Origin of the sequence: Helicobacter sp., from assembly GCF_022511165.1 — a bacterium.
Classification (GTDB): domain Bacteria; phylum Campylobacterota; class Campylobacteria; order Campylobacterales; family Helicobacteraceae; genus Helicobacter_C.
The window spans coordinates 18992-37972 of the sequence record NZ_JAFLSB010000001.1 but is presented as its reverse complement, the minus strand read 5'-3'; the positions used below and the strand labels follow the sequence as shown (position 1 = coordinate 37972).

The 18981-nt window shown below is 38.0% G+C and carries 17 protein-coding genes; 12 read left to right on the top strand and 5 right to left on the bottom strand.

Annotated features, from left to right (window positions below; genetic code table 11):
• Position 1 precedes the first annotated feature (1 nt).
• From J1E28_RS00175 to mltG, 4 genes are all read right to left on the bottom strand, one after another.
• The gene (locus tag J1E28_RS00175; protein ID WP_291025919.1) at positions 2-1126 is read right to left on the bottom strand and encodes a 2-oxoglutarate synthase subunit alpha; all 1125 of its coding nucleotides are present in this window, start codon (positions 1124-1126) and stop codon (positions 2-4) included.
• A 9-nt stretch (positions 1127-1135) separates the two neighbouring features.
• Entirely contained in the window at positions 1136-1447 is a 312-nt protein-coding gene (locus tag J1E28_RS00170) for a 4Fe-4S binding protein (protein ID WP_291025918.1), read from the bottom strand.
• Between the two features lie 39 nt (positions 1448-1486).
• On the bottom strand, positions 1487-2446 hold the full coding sequence (locus J1E28_RS00165; RefSeq protein WP_291025917.1) for a malate dehydrogenase: 960 nt from the start codon (positions 2444-2446) through the stop codon (positions 1487-1489).
• Between the two features lie 128 nt (positions 2447-2574).
• Positions 2575-3504, bottom strand: a complete 930-nt coding sequence (gene mltG, locus J1E28_RS00160; RefSeq protein ID WP_291025916.1) for an endolytic transglycosylase MltG — start codon at positions 3502-3504, stop codon at positions 2575-2577.
• Here mltG and J1E28_RS00155 point away from each other — a divergent pair.
• The 12 genes from J1E28_RS00155 to J1E28_RS00100 all read left to right on the top strand — a co-directional run bounded on the left by J1E28_RS00155 (position 3452) and on the right by J1E28_RS00100 (position 16573).
• A complete protein-coding gene (locus J1E28_RS00155; protein ID WP_291025915.1) occupies positions 3452-6499 on the top strand; it encodes a DUF3971 domain-containing protein in 3048 nt (1015 codons plus the stop codon). The genes mltG and J1E28_RS00155 overlap by 53 nt on opposite strands.
• A 143-nt stretch (positions 6500-6642) precedes the next feature.
• Positions 6643-6885: a FeoA family protein gene (locus tag J1E28_RS00150; RefSeq protein WP_291025914.1), complete on the top strand. Its 243-nt coding sequence runs from the start codon at positions 6643-6645 to the stop codon at positions 6883-6885.
• Positions 6886-6892: 7 nt separating this feature from the next.
• Positions 6893-7564: an endonuclease III gene (nth, locus tag J1E28_RS00145; RefSeq protein ID WP_291025913.1), complete on the top strand. Its 672-nt coding sequence runs from the start codon at positions 6893-6895 to the stop codon at positions 7562-7564.
• Between the two features lie 59 nt (positions 7565-7623).
• On the top strand, positions 7624-8028 hold the full coding sequence (locus J1E28_RS00140; protein ID WP_291025912.1) for a chemotaxis protein CheX: 405 nt from the start codon (positions 7624-7626) through the stop codon (positions 8026-8028).
• Between the two features lie 18 nt (positions 8029-8046).
• On the top strand, positions 8047-8397 hold the full coding sequence (fliN, locus tag J1E28_RS00135; RefSeq protein ID WP_291025911.1) for a flagellar motor switch protein FliN: 351 nt from the start codon (positions 8047-8049) through the stop codon (positions 8395-8397).
• Between the two features lie 17 nt (positions 8398-8414).
• Positions 8415-9341, top strand: a complete 927-nt coding sequence (locus J1E28_RS00130) for a flagellar biosynthetic protein FliO (protein ID WP_291025910.1) — start codon at positions 8415-8417, stop codon at positions 9339-9341.
• The gene (locus tag J1E28_RS00125) at positions 9341-10084 is read left to right on the top strand and encodes a TonB family protein (protein ID WP_291025909.1); all 744 of its coding nucleotides are present in this window, start codon (positions 9341-9343) and stop codon (positions 10082-10084) included. Before J1E28_RS00130 ends, J1E28_RS00125 begins: the two co-directional genes overlap by 1 nt.
• A gap of 410 nt (positions 10085-10494) precedes the next feature.
• Positions 10495-12672 carry a TonB-dependent receptor gene (locus tag J1E28_RS00120; protein ID WP_291025908.1) on the top strand — a complete coding sequence of 726 codons (2178 nt, stop codon included), beginning with the start codon at positions 10495-10497 and terminating at the stop codon, positions 12670-12672.
• A 67-nt stretch (positions 12673-12739) separates the two neighbouring features.
• Positions 12740-13189 (top strand): alpha/beta hydrolase, encoded by a 450-nt coding sequence (locus J1E28_RS00115; protein ID WP_291025907.1) that lies wholly within the window; start codon positions 12740-12742, stop codon positions 13187-13189.
• Positions 13190-13346: 157 nt separating this feature from the next.
• Positions 13347-14528 carry a ferritin-like domain-containing protein gene (locus tag J1E28_RS00110; protein WP_291025906.1) on the top strand — a complete coding sequence of 394 codons (1182 nt, stop codon included), beginning with the start codon at positions 13347-13349 and terminating at the stop codon, positions 14526-14528.
• A 47-nt stretch (positions 14529-14575) separates the two neighbouring features.
• Entirely contained in the window at positions 14576-15703 is a 1128-nt protein-coding gene (locus tag J1E28_RS00105) for an acyl-CoA dehydrogenase family protein (protein WP_291025905.1), read from the top strand.
• 9 nt (positions 15704-15712) lie between these two features.
• Complete coding sequence (locus J1E28_RS00100) at positions 15713-16573, top strand: PhnD/SsuA/transferrin family substrate-binding protein (protein ID WP_291025904.1); 861 nt, start codon at positions 15713-15715, stop codon at positions 16571-16573.
• 44 nt (positions 16574-16617) lie between these two features.
• Here the strand turns inward: J1E28_RS00100 and J1E28_RS00095 are convergent, their stop codons facing one another.
• Positions 16618-18888 carry a phosphoethanolamine transferase gene (locus J1E28_RS00095; protein WP_291025903.1) on the bottom strand — a complete coding sequence of 757 codons (2271 nt, stop codon included), beginning with the start codon at positions 18886-18888 and terminating at the stop codon, positions 16618-16620.
• Positions 18889-18981: the final 93 nt, after the last annotated feature.

Sequence of the window (18981 nt, the reverse complement as noted above, 5' to 3'; positions counted from 1 at the left end):
CTTACATCTCCTTGATTTTTGTAATAATCTCTGTGGGCGAAATAGTGCGACCATTTGCCTTGCCTAGAAATACAACATCTTTTTGTATAATGCGTTCTACTTCTTGTCTGTATTGTCCCTTATTAAGCTCAATCATTAGGATTTTTGAGAATTTTTTACCAAGAGCCTTAAGCTGCTTTGCAGGGCTAGGCCAAAGTGTGATAGGGCGGAAAAGTCCTACTTTTATATTTTGCTTACGCAAAGTATGAATCGCTTCTTTTACAGAAAGCGAAACAGAACCATAGGCAACAATAGCAATCTCTGCATCTTCAAGCATATATTCCTCATACTCTACAATATCATCAACGCGAGATTCTATTTTATTAAAGAGTCTATCAATAAGATTTTGTGAGAGTTTTTCATCTTCGGTTGGAAAACCGCTTCCACTATGATGAAGTCCGGTAATATGATATTTATAGCCCTTAAAGAATGGATTTAAGATAGCTGGCTCATCTTGTGGCACAGCATAGGGTTCATAATCTTTAGGATCACCTTTAAATTCTCTTCTTTTATAAATTGTAGGCTCAATATCTTTTAAATCTGGAATAAGTGTTTTGCCGTGCATATGTCCAATCGTTTCATCAAGGAGCAAAAATACTGGCGTCATATATTTTTCAGCAAGATTAAAGGCGCGAATTGTTTGCGTATAAGCTTCTTGCAAATTTCCAACTGCAATAGCGATAGAACAAAAATCCCCGTGGCTTGGTGATTTAGCTTGATTGACATCACCTTGTGATACGCGTGTAGGTAGCCCGGTAGAAGGACCGCCACGCATTACATCAACCACAACAAGCGGAATCTCTGCCATAAAACCATAACCAATTTGTTCAGATTTAAGCGAAATACCCGGACCTGAAGTAGCTGTCATTGCCTTTGTGCCACTCATAGAAGCACCCAAAGCCACAGCAATACCACTAATCTCATCTTCCATTTGGATAAATTTTCCACCAATTTTTGGAAGCTCTACACTCATTTCGTGGGCAATATCACTTGAGGGTGTGATAGGATACCCACCAAAAAAACGACAACCCGCCTCTATCGCGGCTAACGCGACAAGCTCATTTCCTCCTGTAATTAACTCACGCATACTCTCTCCTTATAGAACCATAAATTTATTTTCTTTGACTTTTGCCGCTCTTTCTTGTGCTTCTTTGCTGACTTTAGCAAATTTAAATTCATCTTTATCGGCGACAAAAATAGCAAAATCTGGGCAATGTAGCTCACATTCTCTACAACCAATGCAGCTCTCTGGGTGTGCCACAGAGATGATTTTACCCAAAATTCTATGCTCATCTTTTCTCATACCTAAAACGCCACTTGGACAAAGCGATACACATACATCGCACGCTTTGCAACGTGTTTCATCAATCCATACTGGCACATTTTGCGGTGCTTTTTTAATACCCATTTTCCTTCCTTTCTTACCTAAAATTTAAGTGATATTATCTTAGATTCTCTTTTTTAACAATCCATTATTTTTAAGAATCTCAACTTGTTTTTTGATACCTAATGCAGAGATTTTTAACATTTTTTGTTCTTGTTCGTTTAATGGTAGCTCTACAATTTGCTTTACTCCTTGTTTACTCAATTTGATAGGAAGTCCAATATAAATACCTTCCATATCGTATTCACCCTCTGTATAGACACTACATACTAGCACATCTTCTCTTGGAGTAGCAATGAGCTCAAGCATTTTAATCACTCCACTTGCAGGAGCAAAATACGCACTACCTTGCTTATAGTAGCCAACAATCTTTGCTCCACCACCCTTTGTTTGCTTTATCACTTCCTCTTGCATTTGAGAGTCTAATACATCAGTAAGGCTCTTGCCATCACACATACAATGGCGCAACAAAGGCAGCATATCATCACTATGCGCTCCCAATACATAAGATTCAATATGTTTTGTAAAGTCATTGAGTATTACTTTGCTTTCATAAGTAAGCCTTGCACTATCAAGTATGCCTGCCATACCTATTACGCGATGTTTTTCAAATCCACTCCATTCTTTTGCCACAAGACACATCGCATCAAGAGGATTTGAAACAACAATAAGCAATGCGTTGGGAGCTACTTTTGCAATATTTTGTGTAATTTCTTGCATAATTTGTGCGTTTTTGAGTAATAAATCATCGCGACTCATCTGTGGGGTGCGTGGGAATCCTGCAGTGATAATGATAATCTCACACTCAGCAAATTCCTCATAAGATTCACAGCCTCGCACATAAATAGGGAGATTAAAGATTGCTGCAGCCTGTGAAATATCAAGCCCAACACCCTTACAACGAGGCACATCGATACTAAAAAGGAGAAATTCTTTTGCCACTCCTCTCATTGCACCTAAAAAGGCGATGTGGGAGCCGACATTGCCCGAACCTCCTATGATAGCAATCTTATTAAACATCATTACCTTATTTGCCCTTATTCTTTACTCTTGATTAAAAATTGTTCAAAAAATAACTTGAAAATAATAAAAGTTAAACAAAAATTTAATTTGCTAACTATGAAATAATTTAACTTAAAAGCAAATAAAACTTAAAAATGGCTACGATGTTCCTCATAAGTTTTGCTGAATTTATGCGTCCCTGTTGCTCTATCTCGCACAAAATAGAGATAATCTACCTGCGCTGGGTTAAACACAGCCTCTAAAGCTTGTAAGCTTACGCTCCCGGAAGGAAAAGGTGGCACACCTTTATGTTTGTAAGTGTTATAGGGGCTGTCATCATTACGAATGCGTTCAGGTGTTACCTTGCTATGAGAGTATTGCCCATAATTGAGTGAGCCGTCCATTTGCAAAGGCATATTTTTTTTCAAACGATTAAACACCACAGCCGCTACAATAGGCATTTCTTCATTATTTGCTGCTTCTTTTTGCACCACAGAGGCAATAGCGACATTTTTAAACCACTCCTTCTCATCATATGTGCCACAGAGTTTTATGGCTTCTTGTTCGTGTCGTTTCATTGAAAGATGATAGAGAATCTTCATTGTCTCATCTTCATTTATCCCAACAGGAAGACTATAAGTATCTGGAAAAATAACTCCATCGGGGTAAGGAAAGTATTTATCATAGGCTTCTTGCAAGGATTGGGGTGAGAGTGAGAGGGCTTGTGCCAAAATACGGATAAAATAATACATTGTCTCACCCGGAATAAGCGTAACCTCCTTTGTCGCTGCTTTTGAGCTTACAAGTGCTTTAAAAAATGCTCCTTTAGGCAATACTTCAGCTTTCATATCAATAAATCCACTTTGGGGTTGCCCCAAAAAACGAATAAAAAGACTATCAAGCTTATTGAAATGTCCCCCATTGTCGTTTAAGTATGTTATAATTTTAGTAAGTGAGCCTTTGGGCATATCTAATATACGTTGTGTTTGCACAGGTTGAAGTAAATAGAATAGAATGGTTATGGCAATGATAAAAATCAAATCTAAAAGTATTGTAAGTATTGTGATTTTTTTGGGCATTGTGCTTACACTCTCCATTATGGGATACAAGATTCTCTCCAATGGCATTTACAGCCAATCTATGAGCTTTGGCAAGATTCAAGTGCAGGGATTCTATCTTAGATTAAATAACAAGTTTATTTTGCACATTGATACGCTTAATCTCACCGCTTTGCAATCCACAGATACCACCTCGCAAGAAGACGATGAAGATGATGCGCCAATGAGTGCTGATGAAATATTAGGCTGGGTAAAAAGATTTTTGCTCGTTCTTTCATATTTTGAAAAGCTTGATATTGAACAAATTGTTTTTGCAGATAATCTCCCGCGTAGTGTGCATTATGATGGCAAAGAATATTTTATTAATTTCCCAAAGCTTATCGCGCGATTTGCCATAGAAGAGAATGACAAAGCTACAGAATTACACATTACACAGCTTGATATTCTTCCTTTTGGTCTGCAAATGCAGGGCAGACTCTTTTATAGAGGTGCAAGAAAGGCTATTGAGGCTGATGTGAGCATTTCTCCTAAAGAATCAACAGATGACAAAGAGCAACCTACACTTTATGTGCGTGCGGTTACAGATTTTTCTAAGATTGCCCTAGAGGCATCATCATCGCATTTGTATGATTTAGACGCCCTTAAGCCCTTTATTTTGAAACTTAAAAATCAAACGCTCAATGATTGGCTTTTTAAAAAAGTGCATTATGATGTGTTAAAATTGCATTCTTTGCGGTTTAAAAGCACACTTGATAAGCATTTTTTTGAAAAATTACAAAAAACACTCGAACTTGATTTAGCCATAGAATCCCCCAAAATTTATCTCGCAGAGAATCTTAAGCCTATTGAAGCAACGCGTGTGATTTTGTATATACGCAATGAGAGTTTGCGCTTTCTGCTTAAAGAGCCATTTTTTACAGATATAAATCTTGAGGGCTCTGAAGTGGCAATCAATAATATCTTTACCCAACCTCTTGGGGTAAAAGTTTCAGTCCTTTCCCAAAATGCACATATTAATGATGCGTTGAGTAATCTTTTGCAAGTCTTTGGTGTGAATCTTCCCCTAAGAAGTGCGGATTCTGCCTTGCAAGTTAAGCTTGATATTGATATACAAAATGAAAAGGATCAAACAAGAGTATGGCTTAATGGCGGCATCAGTGCAGCACACACGACTTTCAAAATTGGTAATCAAAACCTAGAGACAGAGCAATTACAGCTCATTTTTGCGCAAGATAAGACAAAGGCATATATGCAGATTCTAAGCACAAAGATTGATTATGCCAAAAGCATTCAAGGCACACTCAATCTCTTATGGAATATGCAAAATGACAAGTTGCAGGGGAATTTTATCATTGATAAATTTGTGCTTACTTCGCAGAGTTTTTCTGAAAAGGTAAATGTGCCTAAGATTCCAAAAGGGAGCGATGAGCTTACAAAACGCATTATTAAAGCTATTTATGAGGAATCACAAAAGGGCTTTAGTGAAGCGATTTTAAAAATTGATAAAAATAAGATGAAAAAAATTAACATTGTGGGGGATATGGGTAAGCAAAAAGTCATTACTTTGCCAGATTTTGGGTTAATTATCCGCATAGGAGAAGAGAGTATTTTTGAGTTGAGTGATATTGCAAAAATTTATGCGTATTCGCCTATTTTGCAGTATTTTGGCATATCACAAGGCACACTTAAAGTCCAAAGCAAAGACTTTGATACCATATATCTTAATGGCAATGTGCATAATCTCACCTATCCACTTTATGATAAAAATGGCAAGATTCTAAGCGCTCTTTCTTTGGAGGGTAGAATCAACGAGCATGGTATTTTTATTGGCACAAATGAGAGAAAATTTGCGCTAATAAAAGAGGGGAATGTCGTTAAGATTATCCTCAATGGCTATGATTTGCATATTGATGAGGTGTTTTCAAGCCAGATTCCGGTATTAAAGCAAATTAATCAAGAAAATGAGAGTGGAGAGAAGCTAAGCCCAAAAGAGCGCGAGGAAAGAGAAGCATTTATTCGAGCAAAAAGGCGATATGAGCGTGAAAACAAGCTCTCTCCACATATTACTTACCTTGAGGCACGCAATATAGATTTTCATCTTGGCGGATATGTAATCCCCGCGGATAATGCCTCTTTTTCTTTGCGTGATGATATGATACGCGCTGATGTTGTGTATGGCAATGGTGTGGCAAATGTGGATATGGCGTATTCTCGCGCAGATGTGAGATTAAGCAATTTTAGCGATAAATTTTTGAATCGTGTGTGGCAAAGTGATATTTTTGATGGCGGACTTTTTAATTTTAAGGGTGTTTATGATGAGGGAACGTTAAAGGGTGAAATTAGTATGCAAAATACGACTTATAAGAATTTGGTTATCGTGCAAAATATTTTAGCACTCATTGATACGGTGCCAGCATTGCTGACTTTTCGTAAGCCCGGGCTTGGCGCAAATGGCTATGAAATTAAAAAAGGCAAAGTAGATTTTGTCTTAAATGATCAATATTTGGTGCTTGATAATATTAACTTGATAGGAAGCTCCATTGATGTGGAGGGTGGAGGATTAGTGAATCTTAAAAATCGAGAGCTTGATGTGGTGCTTAAAGCCTCTACGCTTAAAACACTTGCGGATATTGTGGATAAGATTCCATTAGTGGGCTATGTGATTTTAGGCGATGATGGGAAATTTTCGACAGGGATTGTGATGAAAGGCACACTTGATGATCCAAAAAGTGAAGTGAGTGTGTTTAAAGATATTCTTACAAGCCCTTTTGAGATGGTGGGTAGAATCTTAAAGCCAGTTGATAATCTCTTAAATGGTTTAGTCGAGGCGATTGGAGCAGATGTAGGAGGGAGGGCTGAAGGTTTTGATATGCTTAACTCACCTGCATTAGAAAAAGATAATGAGTTATCCTCCCTTCCTAAAGAGCAGGCCAATCTCCCTAGTGCAAATTCAAAAAATGAAGATGTAAATGATGAAAATGTAGTCAATGAGCCAAACTTGCCGCAGCAAGAATAAATTATTTAATTTTGAGGAAGAAGTAAAAATGGGGAGCAATCTTGTTATTTTATTTAGTATAGAATCTTTTTTGTGTTTTTAAAGGTAGTAAATCATAGCGTTAGCACAAGTGAAATGAAATAATAAAACAAAAAAGGGATAAAATGACACTCTATGAATGCGCGTTAGGCGCAAAATGCAAAATTATCTCCTGCGAGGCTAAAGATGAGGCATTGTGTGATCGCCTTATGTCTTTTGGTATTGTTAAAGATAAAATATGTCAGGTTGTGAACCATTCTTTTAGACGTTTGGCGGTGGTGATTCTCATTGAGGGTACACAGGTGGCATTACGCGATAGTGAAGCAAAAATGATTATTGTTGAAGTGCTTGAAAATAAGGCAAGTTAGGGCTATTATGGCAGATTCTAAAGCAAAAACACCATTTAAAAAATGCAAAAAAAAGGATATTCCAATCATTAAAGCACTTTTTTTGGAGCAGTATGCTAATGCCAAAACAGAGCTTATTTATCATAATCTTTATGAATTGTTGGTATGTGTGATGCTTTCTGCTCAATGCACTGATAAACGCGTGAATCTTGTAACTCCTGCGCTTTTTAAGTCTTTTCCTAATGTAGCAAGTTTAGCCAAAGCAGATATAGAGGAGATAAAAGAACTTATTAAATCTGTTTCATTTTTTAACAATAAAGCAAAGCATTTAAAAGCAATGGCAAATCAAGTAATGAATGATTTTGATGGCAATATTCCTATAACTCAAGAAGAGCTTAAAACCCTCGCGGGTGTAGGGCAAAAAACGGCTAATGTGGTGCTTATAGAATTTTTTGAGCAAAATTATATGGCAGTGGATACGCACGTTTTTCGCGTTTCTCATCGCTTAGGTTTGAGTGGGGCAAAAAGCGCAAAACAAACCGAACAAGAGCTTACGCAGTTGTTTAAAACGCAGCTTAGCACACTTCATCAAGCTTTTGTGCTTTTTGGACGTTATACCTGCAAGGCATTAAAGCCAATATGCGAGCAATGTTTTGTCAGTAGATTTTGTCAAAATAAGAGTAATTTTAAAGCTATTTGAATATAAAGAATAATGTTGTATAATACGTAACTTATTTCATAGGTCATAGGTGGTTTGTAATGGATACTATTCATCGTAGTTTTTTTGACGTTATCCAAAAGAGTATTAACAAGACGCCCACTGATTCGATAATGCCACTTAAAAAAGGCTATTTGAGTAGAATCAGTATGATTGGCACACATAATGATGTATTTTTACTTTTTGATAAAGTATTTTTGCGTATTTTTTGTAGAGAGTTTTTGGGTGATCATAATCCAAGTGAGCAAGCATTAGAGGATATGGCAAAAGAGCTTGCAAATCTTACAGTTGGTAGAGCAAAGGTTATGGCACAAGATTTTGGTAAAAGTTTTGATATTTCCACCCCTGAATTTTTGGGGCATCGATTGATTAAAAATCACGATCACGGCTTGCATTTTCGGCTTGATGATGGGCGATGCAGTATTTATATGAGACGCGTAAATTAATCGATTAAAGGAGTTGTAATGGCTGGAGAGAGTATCTTAGATAAACAACGTATTCATTCAGCCAAAGATATAGAGCTTGCTACATATCTTGAAGATGTGATGAACAAATACACAGGGCTTTTAGATATGGATGTTTTGTTTAATGCTGAGCTTGGCAATACAAAGATTCCCTTAGGAGAGGTTTTACGCTTTGAAAAAGGCTCTATCATCGATCTTGGTAAGCCCGCAGGAGAGAGTATCGAGATATTTATTAATGGACGTGTGATTGGCAAAGGCGAAGTAATGGTGTATGAGCGTAACTTAGCCATTCGTATCAATGAAATTTTAGATTCTAATGCGATTGTATATTATCTTACGCGTGAGCAATAATTATTTTGGTATAGCGTATGAAATGGCACAGAGTGTTTATATGTCTTGTATCTATTTTGCATATTCTTTATGCAGATGCGAGAGTAAGCGATTTTGAGATAAAGCAAGATACAGATTCACTTGAGATACTCTTAAACCTTGAGGACACATACGAGAAGTCTCCTCATCTCACCGCGCAAGAAGGCTATAAGGGCGTGATTTTTCCTAGCTTGCAAGCAAAGGCTCATAATCAAAATTTGCGTGGTTTTTTTATGAATGAAGTGCAGATTTTTAATGTAAAAGAAAATCTCTATATCCTTGGCGTAGGCGACCCGCGCCTTATTGATGTGCAAGTGAGCAAAGCCCCACGTGCTTTTAAGATTACCTTTGTGAGAATCACCCCTCCACCAAGTGAGCTTGATGTATTGCTTCAAACGCCTCATCAAGCGCAGATTCCAACAATTGATATTACACCCCAGCCTATCACTTCAGCTCCCACTCCTAAACCCATAGAGAAAAATGATGGTATGCTTGATACTCTCATTCCATTTAAAAATGATCTAGGAATTGATACTTGGCGTTATGTGGCGGTATTAGGAGTAATGGCTTTTCTTGTGCTTGTGCTATGGGTTGTGAAGCGATATATGGTGCATAAAAAGCCTTTTAGGAGCTATTTTGCCTCTATTATGCCAAAGCAGGAATTATTTGACCCTACAAAAATCGAAGTTGTCTCACAAAAGAATCTTGATTCTAAGCATAAGATTCTTACTATTGAATCTAATGGCTATCGGTATTTGATTTTGATTGGCGCAACAAGCACAACACTTATTGATCGCTATCCAATTCCTCAAAATATCACCCTTGAAGAGCAATCGCGCTTTGATGATCAGTTTGCTAAGCTTTTAGAACAAAAGCAAGAGAGACTTTCTAAATACCTCCATACTGATAAGAATACTAAGCTGTGATGTCTCCACATACCCTTACCTTGCAACCTCGCTCATATTTGTGGTTATGGCTTTTTCTTTCTTTAATTATTCATCTTGTGATTTATGGGCTACTTTTTGTGCATTTTACTTCGATGCAGTTCAAAAAAGGTACTTCAAAAGAAGCACATATGAAAGTGGCAGGGTTTCAGATTCTAGGGAATGGCGAACAAACCCAAGAATCACAAGAACAAGATTCTTTATCTACTCCTTTGAGCATATCCCCTAAGGCACAAAGTAATCCCCACGCGCAAGAGAGCTTTGATTTACAATCTTTAAGTCTCTATGATGGCAAGGGCAAAGCGGTGCAAAATAATAACAATAGCAGTTCTCTGCAGGCTTTGAAAAAATTTCCTAGCGTGAATAAAATCGTTAGACGCGATATTGAGGAGCTTTATGGCGAGGAGTTTGGAGACTATGGCTTAGCCGAACAAGAATTTTTAGTCAATAATCTAAGAAATATCGGGCGCATTACGCAACGTTATTTGCAATACCCCCCAAGCGCTATTCGTTTAGGACAGCAGGGGGTAAGTGCGGTAGAATTCTACCTTCACCCAAATGGCGATATTAGTGGATTAAAAATCATTCTTTCATCAGATTATATGCTTTTAGATCGCAATAGTGAGCGCACAATTGAGATTGCCTATAAAGACTATCCCCACCCAAGTACAAAGACAAAGATTCGCATTTTTGTGAGCTATGGGCTTACTTATTATGGATATTAGAATCTATCACCAAAGTTTTGTTTTTTAAGTTGGGTTGCTTATTTTATTGAGTTTTTAAGAATCTTGCTTTCTTATTTTGTTAGATTCTTTATTTAAAACAAAACAAAATGTAGAATCTCAAGCGCTGATTCTACATTTCTAATTTAAAAGTAATATCTTTAAAATAAAGATTTTGTAATGCTCCTATTTTTAACACTATTTAAGGCTTATATATAAAAATAATTTCTTTTCTTATTTTAAAGCTCAATATTTTATCATCTAATATGAATTTAAAAATCCCTATTTTAATATATTTTAATACCCATAATGCTCCTTCTTATTTTATTATTAATAATAATTCTTATATTTTTTATTTTAATTTAATATTAAAAAAGATAGAGTGCCACTCACATATTCAAAAAGGAGCAAAAATGAAAAACATAGTATTGCCTCTTGGTGCATTGGTGATTGCAAGTTTGGGAGAAGATTCTCTTATGATTCAAGAATCAGTCAATCTTGGCACATCTGTTGTCAAAGCCCATAACTTCAATGCGCATTTAGATGAGCTTAATCGCAATGTGTATGAGATAGACAAAGAATCTATTCTAGGCAAAGGTTATGCTCAAAGTGAGGAGATTTTCCGCTATAACCCTATTGTAGGCTTAAGCAATGTCGGGTTAGGCAGTAATCTTGACTTAAGAGGGCAGGGTAATCGCGCCAATACTTCTGTGCAGGTGCTTTTTAATGGCATATATGCAAATATGCTTGATTCTAGCCACGGCGTAAGCCCTATTAATACCCTCTCTCCCCAAAGCATAGAATCAATTGAAATTTTGCCCGGAGGAGGTGCTGTGATGTATGGAAATGGCACAAGGGGGGGGGTAGTGAATATCATTACAAAAAGGCGATATGAGCAGCCCTATTTTAGTGCGGGGCTCAATTATGGCAATACATTAGCTTCTGTAGGTAATAGCTATAATGCTGATGCAAAATTTGGTGGCAAGCTTTTTGAGAGGACATATATCTCGCTTGGAGGGGCATATATCAATCGTGGCGGGAGCAGAGAAGGGGATAAAACAAGTGGAGCGCAAGCAAATTTTAATCTCACAAAAGATTTTGGCAATGCTTCATCTGTATATGTTGATGTGGATTATTTTTCAGGTGTGATTGATACTTCGCCTAATAATTCCTTTCAAAGTATCCCAAATCCAAGTAAAAGTGATAGAAAAACCAAAGGATTAGGAGATATACATAATACACAAACGCGCCTTGATACGAGTGTGGGGATTGATGGGGTGTTGAGTGAAAACAATAAACTTGAGCTAAAAACTTTCTATCATCTCAATAATATTGATTATGTGGATTCTAGCGGGATTCTTGTGAATTATAGTGGGGCAAGCAATGTGCCTTATTCGCAAAGTGGCTCATCTTTTAAAGATGCAAAAATTGGTGCATTAGCCAAATGGGATAATACGCATAGTAATGGGAGATTTATACTCGGGGGAGAGAGTGTGTATCAAAAAAGTGAGCGCACAATGGTGATGTGGTATAATGCAACTACTCCTAATATTGCTATTGATCACACGATGCGCATTCCTTTTAAAGGGAGCAAATTCTCTAATGCCCTCTTTGCCATAGAAAAATATGATTTTACACCCACATTTTCAGTGAGTGCGGGGGCAAGATATGATTATAGTTATTATGATGTCAATGCGGATTATCATTCTATGATGAATATGACGATGACTGGAGGGCAAACTATACCAATAAATACCGATGCCTCTGGGAGTTTGCGCCAAAGCAATCACAACTTTGCCTTTGAGCTTACCCCAAGCTATGCATATTCAAGCAGTGGTAAGGTATATGCCAAATATGAGCGGGGATTCTTTGCTCCTTCGCCTAATAATCTCTTGCGCCGACAAAATAGCACCTATCTCCCCACTGACTTAGAAAAAGAGAGCTATGATACCTTTGAGCTTGGGCTAAAAGACTACTTTGGAGATGTAGTAAGCCTAAGTGCAGCGGTGTTTTACACACTCACACATAATGAATTTTATACCATAGGCAATGCTCATAATCCCACAGGTGTGAGCTATGGAAATTATGATAAGACAGCAAGGGCAGGCTTTGAACTTTTAAGTGAGCAGTATATTTTTGGCGATAGATTGAGCCTTAGTGAGAGTTTTACTTATATTGATGCGAGGGTATTGCGCAATAATGGGCTTAAATCAAGCCTTAAAATCCCCTATGTGAGTAACTATAAGGCGACACTTGGGATAAACTTTAAGCCCTTGCATTTTCTTAGCTTGTATATGCAAAATAGCTTTATTGGGGCGCAAAAAGATATGGAGGGCTTTGTAAGCACTTCTCCTGCACCGACTGCCCCGCGCATAAGTGTGGGGCAAAAGCATATCCCTGCTTATAATCTTACTGATATAGGCTTTCATCTCACATTGGGCGATTGGGCTTTTAATGGTGGGGTGCGCAATGTCTTTGATCATTTTTATTATAGCTATTATAATGGGGATTCAAGCGACCCTATTGCAGGATATGGATTCCTCATTGGACAGGGGCGAAGTGCGTTTATCGAGGGGAGATACACATTTTAGAATCTTATAAATATTCGCTCATAAAAGCAGATTCTTTTTTTAATCCTCTTCACACAATAAATGTGGTTTGGAGACAAAGGGCAAATATTTCATCAATGCCCTTTCTTTTGGTGGATTTAATAGAGCATTTGAGAAAAGCAGTGATGAAGGTTATGCAAGCGGTGCATTTGCGTGGCTTTGTCGTGATAAGGCAGTGGTGGAGGCATATAAGGCAGATAAGGCGTGTTGTTTTGTATTTAGCCTGCAAAGCTTCATTGGGCTTTTTGGTGGTATGATGTTTGTCAATGATACACAAGGCTTGAATGGGGCACACTTGCCACTTCTTATTATTAGTGGTGATGATGATAGCTGTGGGCATTTTGGTAAGGGTGTGAAAAAAATTGCACTTCAATATGAAAAATGCGGTTTTGATGTGCAATTAAAGCTCTATGAGGGTGCAAGACACGAGATTTTTAATGAGATAAATAAGGAGCAAGTATTCGCTGATGTGTTAAGCTTTATAAAAAGTGTGGTGTGAAATTTTTCTATGAGAAAAACATTATTTATTTTTAAGTGAGATTGTATTACAATCATATCGCTTACATAGCTTTCAGGTTGAAAGATAACAAGTCCTCCATTTATGCGACTTAAAACTATTTTTACTTATTGGTACTTTATTATTGTATAGGGGTTTTATGCAAAAATCTTGTATCTTTATGGGCGATTTACCACCACAAACACTCTTTTTTATGCGCTTAGAAAATGCGTTTTTGCTCTTACCTCAAGGCGCTACTATTGAGATTGTGAGTGATTTGGATAATTTAGAGAATGATTTGTTGGTATGGTGTCGCTTTAAGGGCGAAGCATTTGTGAGCAAAAGCGTTCTTAAAGCCCAATCTAAAGGCAGATTCCTCTATACGCTTACTAAAAACTCTCACACGCGTTTTTCTACCTTTGAGAATCCTCATATTGCGCCAGATAGGCAGGGTTTAGCTCCCTTTGGCGTGAGTGTAGAATCTGCAAGTCCTGCTTATCATTTTACCTATAATTATGATAATGAGATTTTTAGTCCGCAATTAGAGAGCATTTATGAAGATGCCAAAAAGACACAATGGAATGCCTCAAGCGATATAAAATGGCAGGAGATTCCGCCATTTTCTCCTAGCTTAGAGTTTGCCATAGCCCAGATTATGACTTATTTGACTGAAAATGAGTTTTCTGCTTTGTATATTCCTAGTCGCTTTTTGGCACAAATCTCGCCTTATTTCACGCCTGTGCCGCTTTTGCTTTCAAGTATCATAGGTGATGAAAGTCGCCATATTGAATCTTTCATTAAACGCGCCAATGCCACAGGGCTTGGTGTGCAGTATTCTACACTCACTACACAACAAAGTCTTTATAGTCTGTATAGAGAGAAAGATTATTTTAAATCTAGCTTTTTGCTGCATATTATGGGGGAAGGGACTTTTATTGATTTGTTGCGATTTTTAGAGGAGAGCTTTAGGGCTTTGGGTGATGAGGCGAGTGCGCATTTACTCTATCTTGCACGGCGCGATGAGAGTAGGCACGTTGCCTATGGTATGAGTAATGTTAAGCACACTATTGCACATAATCCTGCAAAAATTGCCTTACTTAAAGAAGTAGTGTTTGCGCGCAAAAACTACTTAGATAGCCAAATTAGCGAGAGTTCTTTGCTTTTAGAATCTATGGCTCTTTTGCGTGGTGGGGGAGAGGAGCATATATCAAGAGGTTTTGAGGAGGTGTTAGAATTAAAGAAAAAAATGGAAAAAAACCGCACAAAGCGGTTAGTGGAATGCGGCATTGATGAGGAGCTTGCTAGGGATTTAAGTAAGGCACACACGCCTAATTTTATGTAATCCTTAATGAGGCTATTAAAGATAAAATTTAAAATAAAGGAGCAAAAATGTTAGATTTGCAAAACATTGAGAAGTTAAGTTTAGAGTTTGGTAAGGCATATGTAGCCCCCTATACAGAATCTATTGACAAAGACGCAAGATTCCCCAAAGAGGCTTATAATGAGCTTAAAAAGCAAGGATTCACAGCCTTACTTGTGCCAAAAGAATATGGTGGATTAGGCGGAGATTGCCTCTCTCACGCTAAGGTATGCTACTCTCTAGCGCAATTTGATGCTTCTACCGCCTTGTGTTATATGATGCACAATGTTGCAAGTGCCACTGTGGCAACCTTTGGAACAAAAAAGCAAAAAGATGAGTTTTTGCCCCAAGTGGCTAAGGGTGAGGCAACTATGGCTTTAGCATATAGTGAGAGTGGCTCGGGGACGCATTTTGGTAGCCCAGATATTACAGAAACAGACGCAGGGAGTGAGCGGATTCTAAAAGGGCGTAAAAGCTTCGTTACTTCCGCACAGGAGGCGACTTATTATTTAACCCTTACAAATTCTTGTGCGGTCAAAGGTGGTAAAAATAATTGGATTGTCCCAAGCAATGCCAAGGAGCTTATACACGAAGAAGGTGTATGGAATGGCTTAGGTATGCGCGGAAATGTCTCAAAACCAGTGCAATATAATGACTTAAAGCTTAATGTTGAGCGATATTTATTAGGTAAAGATGGCGATGCAGATGCGCAATTAGGGTTTGTGGCGATGTATTTTGTCGTGGGGCTTGGTGCGGTGTATAGTGGGGTAGGCAAGGCAGCGTATGAATGTGCTCTCTCTCATATAAAAAATCGTTCATATACCGATGGTAGCCGCCTTGCGGATAAGGAGCTTGTAAGAATCCACATCGCCAAACTCTACACAAAAGTACAAGCACAAATTGCGCTTGTCAAAGAAGCAGCAAGGGCATTTGATAATAAAGAACCAGATGCACCCTGTAAGGTTTTTGCGTGCAGGATTAATGCCACAGAATTAGTAATGGATATTACCTCTCTTGCAATGAGGCTTGGCGGAGGAAAGGCGTATTCTAAATTACTGCCTTTGGAGCGATATTTGCGCGATAGCTTTGCCTCTCAAGTAATGGCTCCTAGCCTTGATGTGCTACAAACTTGGCTTGCTGATGCGCTTTTAGCCTAAGGGGGAAGTATGAGAAATATCTTAGTAGGAGCGGTGGCTTATGCCCCGCAGATTGTGCCTATTTGGGATACAATTAGAGAATATGCTAATAACTACTTTAGCGATATTCGCCTTGACTATGTGCTTTTTAGTAATTATGAAGCACAAGTACGTTATCTCGTGGATAAAAAGATTGATATTGCGTGGAATACCAATGTCGCCTATGTGCGCTCACTTTTTGCAGCAAAGCAAGAGGCAGAGGCGATTTTAATGCGTGATACCGATATAGGATTTAAGAGTGTGTTTGTCAGCAAAAAAGGCAGCATAGAAAATGTGCAAAGCCTTATTGGCAAGAGCTTTGGGTTAGGGAGTTTAGATTCTGCTCAAGCAGCGATTATGCCTTTATTTTACTTGCAGCAGCATTCTTTAAAACTCACAGAAACCACACTTGGCGCGAAAAATGCACAAGATTCTATAAACATCATTCGCTTTAATAGTGATGTGGGCAAACACGGCGATACGGGTAGGAGTGAATTTGATGTGCTTGATAAGATTCGCAGTGGGGAGCTTGATGCGGGGGCTATTGGCTCTACAACTTGGGCGAGAATTATGCAGGAGGGAAGTTACCCCGAAATTGCAAGTTTTTATATGTCGCCCGATTATTGCCATTGTAATTTTACTGCACTCAAAAGCTTTGATAGCGCACTTAAAGAGGCATTTGTGCAAATGATGCGCTCTCAAAATCATCTTAAAAATGATCCAAAAATAGCGCATATGATGAGTTTAGAGGGCTTAAATCAATGGGTGCTTTGTGATGAGAGTGCATTGAAAGGATATGAAGAAATACATCAGGCGATGAAAGAGCAAAATCTTATGGAGCTTCAATGGTAAGCTTATGCTTACCAAAAGCTTTTGGCGCATTTTCATAGCTTAAATTATCTATATCTCCCCCCCCCCATTTTTCTCTCCCCAGCAAGAATTACTTTTATTTGTGGGTCAAAATATGCCTTTGTTTGTGTATTTATCACTGCATTTTCACCCTCATTCCAAGTTAAAAGTGGTATATCAATATTTTCTTTGCCACTAGGGAAGGTAAATTGCCCACTTTTTATAAAATCATAAAGATAATAAGGAAAACTCAATGAGCTTATGTTACCACTTGCGACAATGTGCTCTAATTCCTGCTTAATCTCCTTTCCGCGATTTTTTAGAGTATCTTTATCATAGTATGGCACATAATAGCTACTCCAAAATCCTGCTTGTTTAAAAATTCCAAGCTCATTTGCATTGCCACTCTCTACGATGATTGCAGAAGGAGGGATTTTAAACTCTGTACAGAGAGATTCTAGCTCTTTAAGCGCATTTTGTGCGTTCTCGGCAGTGAGGTTTTTAAAATCAAGCCATATACGCGGTGTATCGCTCCATTTTAAATCTTGCATTTGCTTAAGCATATCCCTTAAGTCTAACCCTATGCTTTCCTCTTCATCGTGCCCTACATCAAAATGTGGCATTGGAGAATCCAAAAAATACACATCAATTTCAAAGCCATAATATTTATTTTTAAAATCAAGTAGTTTTTGTATCTCATCTACACGATGAAGCCAAATTTTACTCGGGTATGTGTTTATACCCCCCCCCCCGTTAGTTTGTTCTTGTATTGTTTTTAAATCTCTATCATAATCCACGCCAACGAAGATTCTCGCTCGTTTGTCATTATAGTGTGAGCTAAAAAGCGAGCGGCTTTGTATAAAATCTGATGTGGTGATACCGAGCAAATCAAGCAAGGCGTGGATTAAATCATCACTCATAAAGGGCTTATCTTTAGCTTCTTGGATTTTTTGCACGAGATTGGGGTAATGCGCCTTAAAGCTATCGCTCATATATATCATAAAGGGTATCTCCGCAACAAATCTTGAAATAATGCTATGCCCTGCAAAATCCCTAAAATCATAGACTTCATCGCCGTGGTCGCCTACATATATCACAAGACTATTGCTGTCTTTAAATCGCTCTATAATCTCATTTACCACATAGTCATTATAAAGCAGGGTATTGAGGTATTCTACTTTTGTTTGTAGCTGCTTTTTGCTTAAAAGTGTAGAGGAAGTGTGCGGATAGGGAGCGAGGGTGTTGAGATGGGCATTTACTAAATCCTGTGGAGAAAATCGCTCAAAGCTTTGAGGATAGCGCGATTTGTAAGTGCTATGACTCCCCATTAGATGAAAGAGATAGAAGTGATATAAAGATTCTTGTAAATCCTCTAACAATGTGCTTGTATGCTCTTGCTTTGAATCTTTATTTTTAGATTCTTGCCCGCGCACATCATCTAAAAGCTTTAAGACAATTTCATCATACGCCGCACCTACATTATAACTATCACTCATCGTGCTAAAGCGCGTTACATCAGCTCTCCTAGAGATAATCTCTGGGACATTGCCATAAAGCGACATTACTTCTTGATTGCTAAGCCAAAAAGTCTTATACCCTGCGAGATTGAGTATATCAATAATGTTTTGCTGCCTAAACCAAGGAGTTTGAGCATTTTCATAATGCCTAAAGGTGAGGACATTTTCTAATGCTGTGTTGGTGCTTGAAGAAGGGGCGATTACATCGCTAAAAACGACAAGATTCCCAGCGTTTTGCAATGTGCTAAGAAGTGGGTTAGTGGGCAGAGGATAGCCATAGAGGCTCATATAGTTTCTTTGGGTAGATTCACCAAGGATAAGCACGACATTGGGAATCAAATATGAAGCAGAGACAGGATAGGGCACATTTTTCAAAAAAGTATCATAGTCTTTAGAGAGGGTTTTGTATTGAGCGATGTGGGAGTGGGTATGGAGAGCATTTGCTAGAGTATCGCCCCATCTTATAAAAGCATTGTTTTTACTGAGATAGGGGAGGCGATTTTCTTTTAAACGATATGTTTTTAGGCCCACCATGATGGTGCAAATGATACATACGCAAAGTGTGAAGATTCTGCCAAAAGAAATATATTTTTGGGGTAAAGTCAGCTTGGGGACAAATTTTGTGTAAAACTTTGCGTAAGGATATAATATAAGTATCGCGCCTATAATGCAAAAAGGCGTGATTGCCTCTATGATTTTATCGCTATAAAATCCAAAAAATTCCTTTGCTTCGTTGGCATTGGTAGAGAAAAATATATCTATAAATACAGGATTGAGGGGAGTATGGAAATATTGTATCAAAAAAATATCCACAAGGGCTATTATAAACATCAAAAAAACAAAAAAGTAAGTGATAAAAAAAGAGTAACGAAAGAGACTAAGAACATAAAAAAT

Bases quoted from the DNA above. Each gene is read 5' to 3' on its own strand.
- J1E28_RS00175 (WP_291025919.1), bottom strand. From the start codon at position 1,126: ATGCGTGAGTTAATTACAGGAGGAAATGAGCTTGTCGCGTTAGCCGCG.
- J1E28_RS00170 (WP_291025918.1), bottom strand. From the start codon at position 1,447: ATGGGTATTAAAAAAGCACCGCAAAATGTGCCAGTATGGATTGATGAA.
- J1E28_RS00165 (WP_291025917.1), bottom strand. From the start codon at position 2,446: ATGATGTTTAATAAGATTGCTATCATAGGAGGTTCGGGCAATGTCGGC.
- J1E28_RS00155 (WP_291025915.1), top strand. From the start codon at position 3,452: ATGATAAAAATCAAATCTAAAAGTATTGTAAGTATTGTGATTTTTTTG.
- mltG (WP_291025916.1), bottom strand. From the start codon at position 3,504: ATGCCCAAAAAAATCACAATACTTACAATACTTTTAGATTTGATTTTT.
- J1E28_RS00150 (WP_291025914.1), top strand. From the start codon at position 6,643: ATGACACTCTATGAATGCGCGTTAGGCGCAAAATGCAAAATTATCTCC.
- nth (WP_291025913.1), top strand. From the start codon at position 6,893: ATGGCAGATTCTAAAGCAAAAACACCATTTAAAAAATGCAAAAAAAAG.
- J1E28_RS00140 (WP_291025912.1), top strand. From the start codon at position 7,624: ATGGATACTATTCATCGTAGTTTTTTTGACGTTATCCAAAAGAGTATT.
- fliN (WP_291025911.1), top strand. From the start codon at position 8,047: ATGGCTGGAGAGAGTATCTTAGATAAACAACGTATTCATTCAGCCAAA.
- J1E28_RS00130 (WP_291025910.1), top strand. From the start codon at position 8,415: ATGAAATGGCACAGAGTGTTTATATGTCTTGTATCTATTTTGCATATT.
- J1E28_RS00125 (WP_291025909.1), top strand. From the start codon at position 9,341: ATGTCTCCACATACCCTTACCTTGCAACCTCGCTCATATTTGTGGTTA.
- J1E28_RS00120 (WP_291025908.1), top strand. From the start codon at position 10,495: ATGAAAAACATAGTATTGCCTCTTGGTGCATTGGTGATTGCAAGTTTG.
- J1E28_RS00110 (WP_291025906.1), top strand. From the start codon at position 13,347: ATGCAAAAATCTTGTATCTTTATGGGCGATTTACCACCACAAACACTC.
- J1E28_RS00105 (WP_291025905.1), top strand. From the start codon at position 14,576: ATGTTAGATTTGCAAAACATTGAGAAGTTAAGTTTAGAGTTTGGTAAG.
- J1E28_RS00100 (WP_291025904.1), top strand. From the start codon at position 15,713: ATGAGAAATATCTTAGTAGGAGCGGTGGCTTATGCCCCGCAGATTGTG.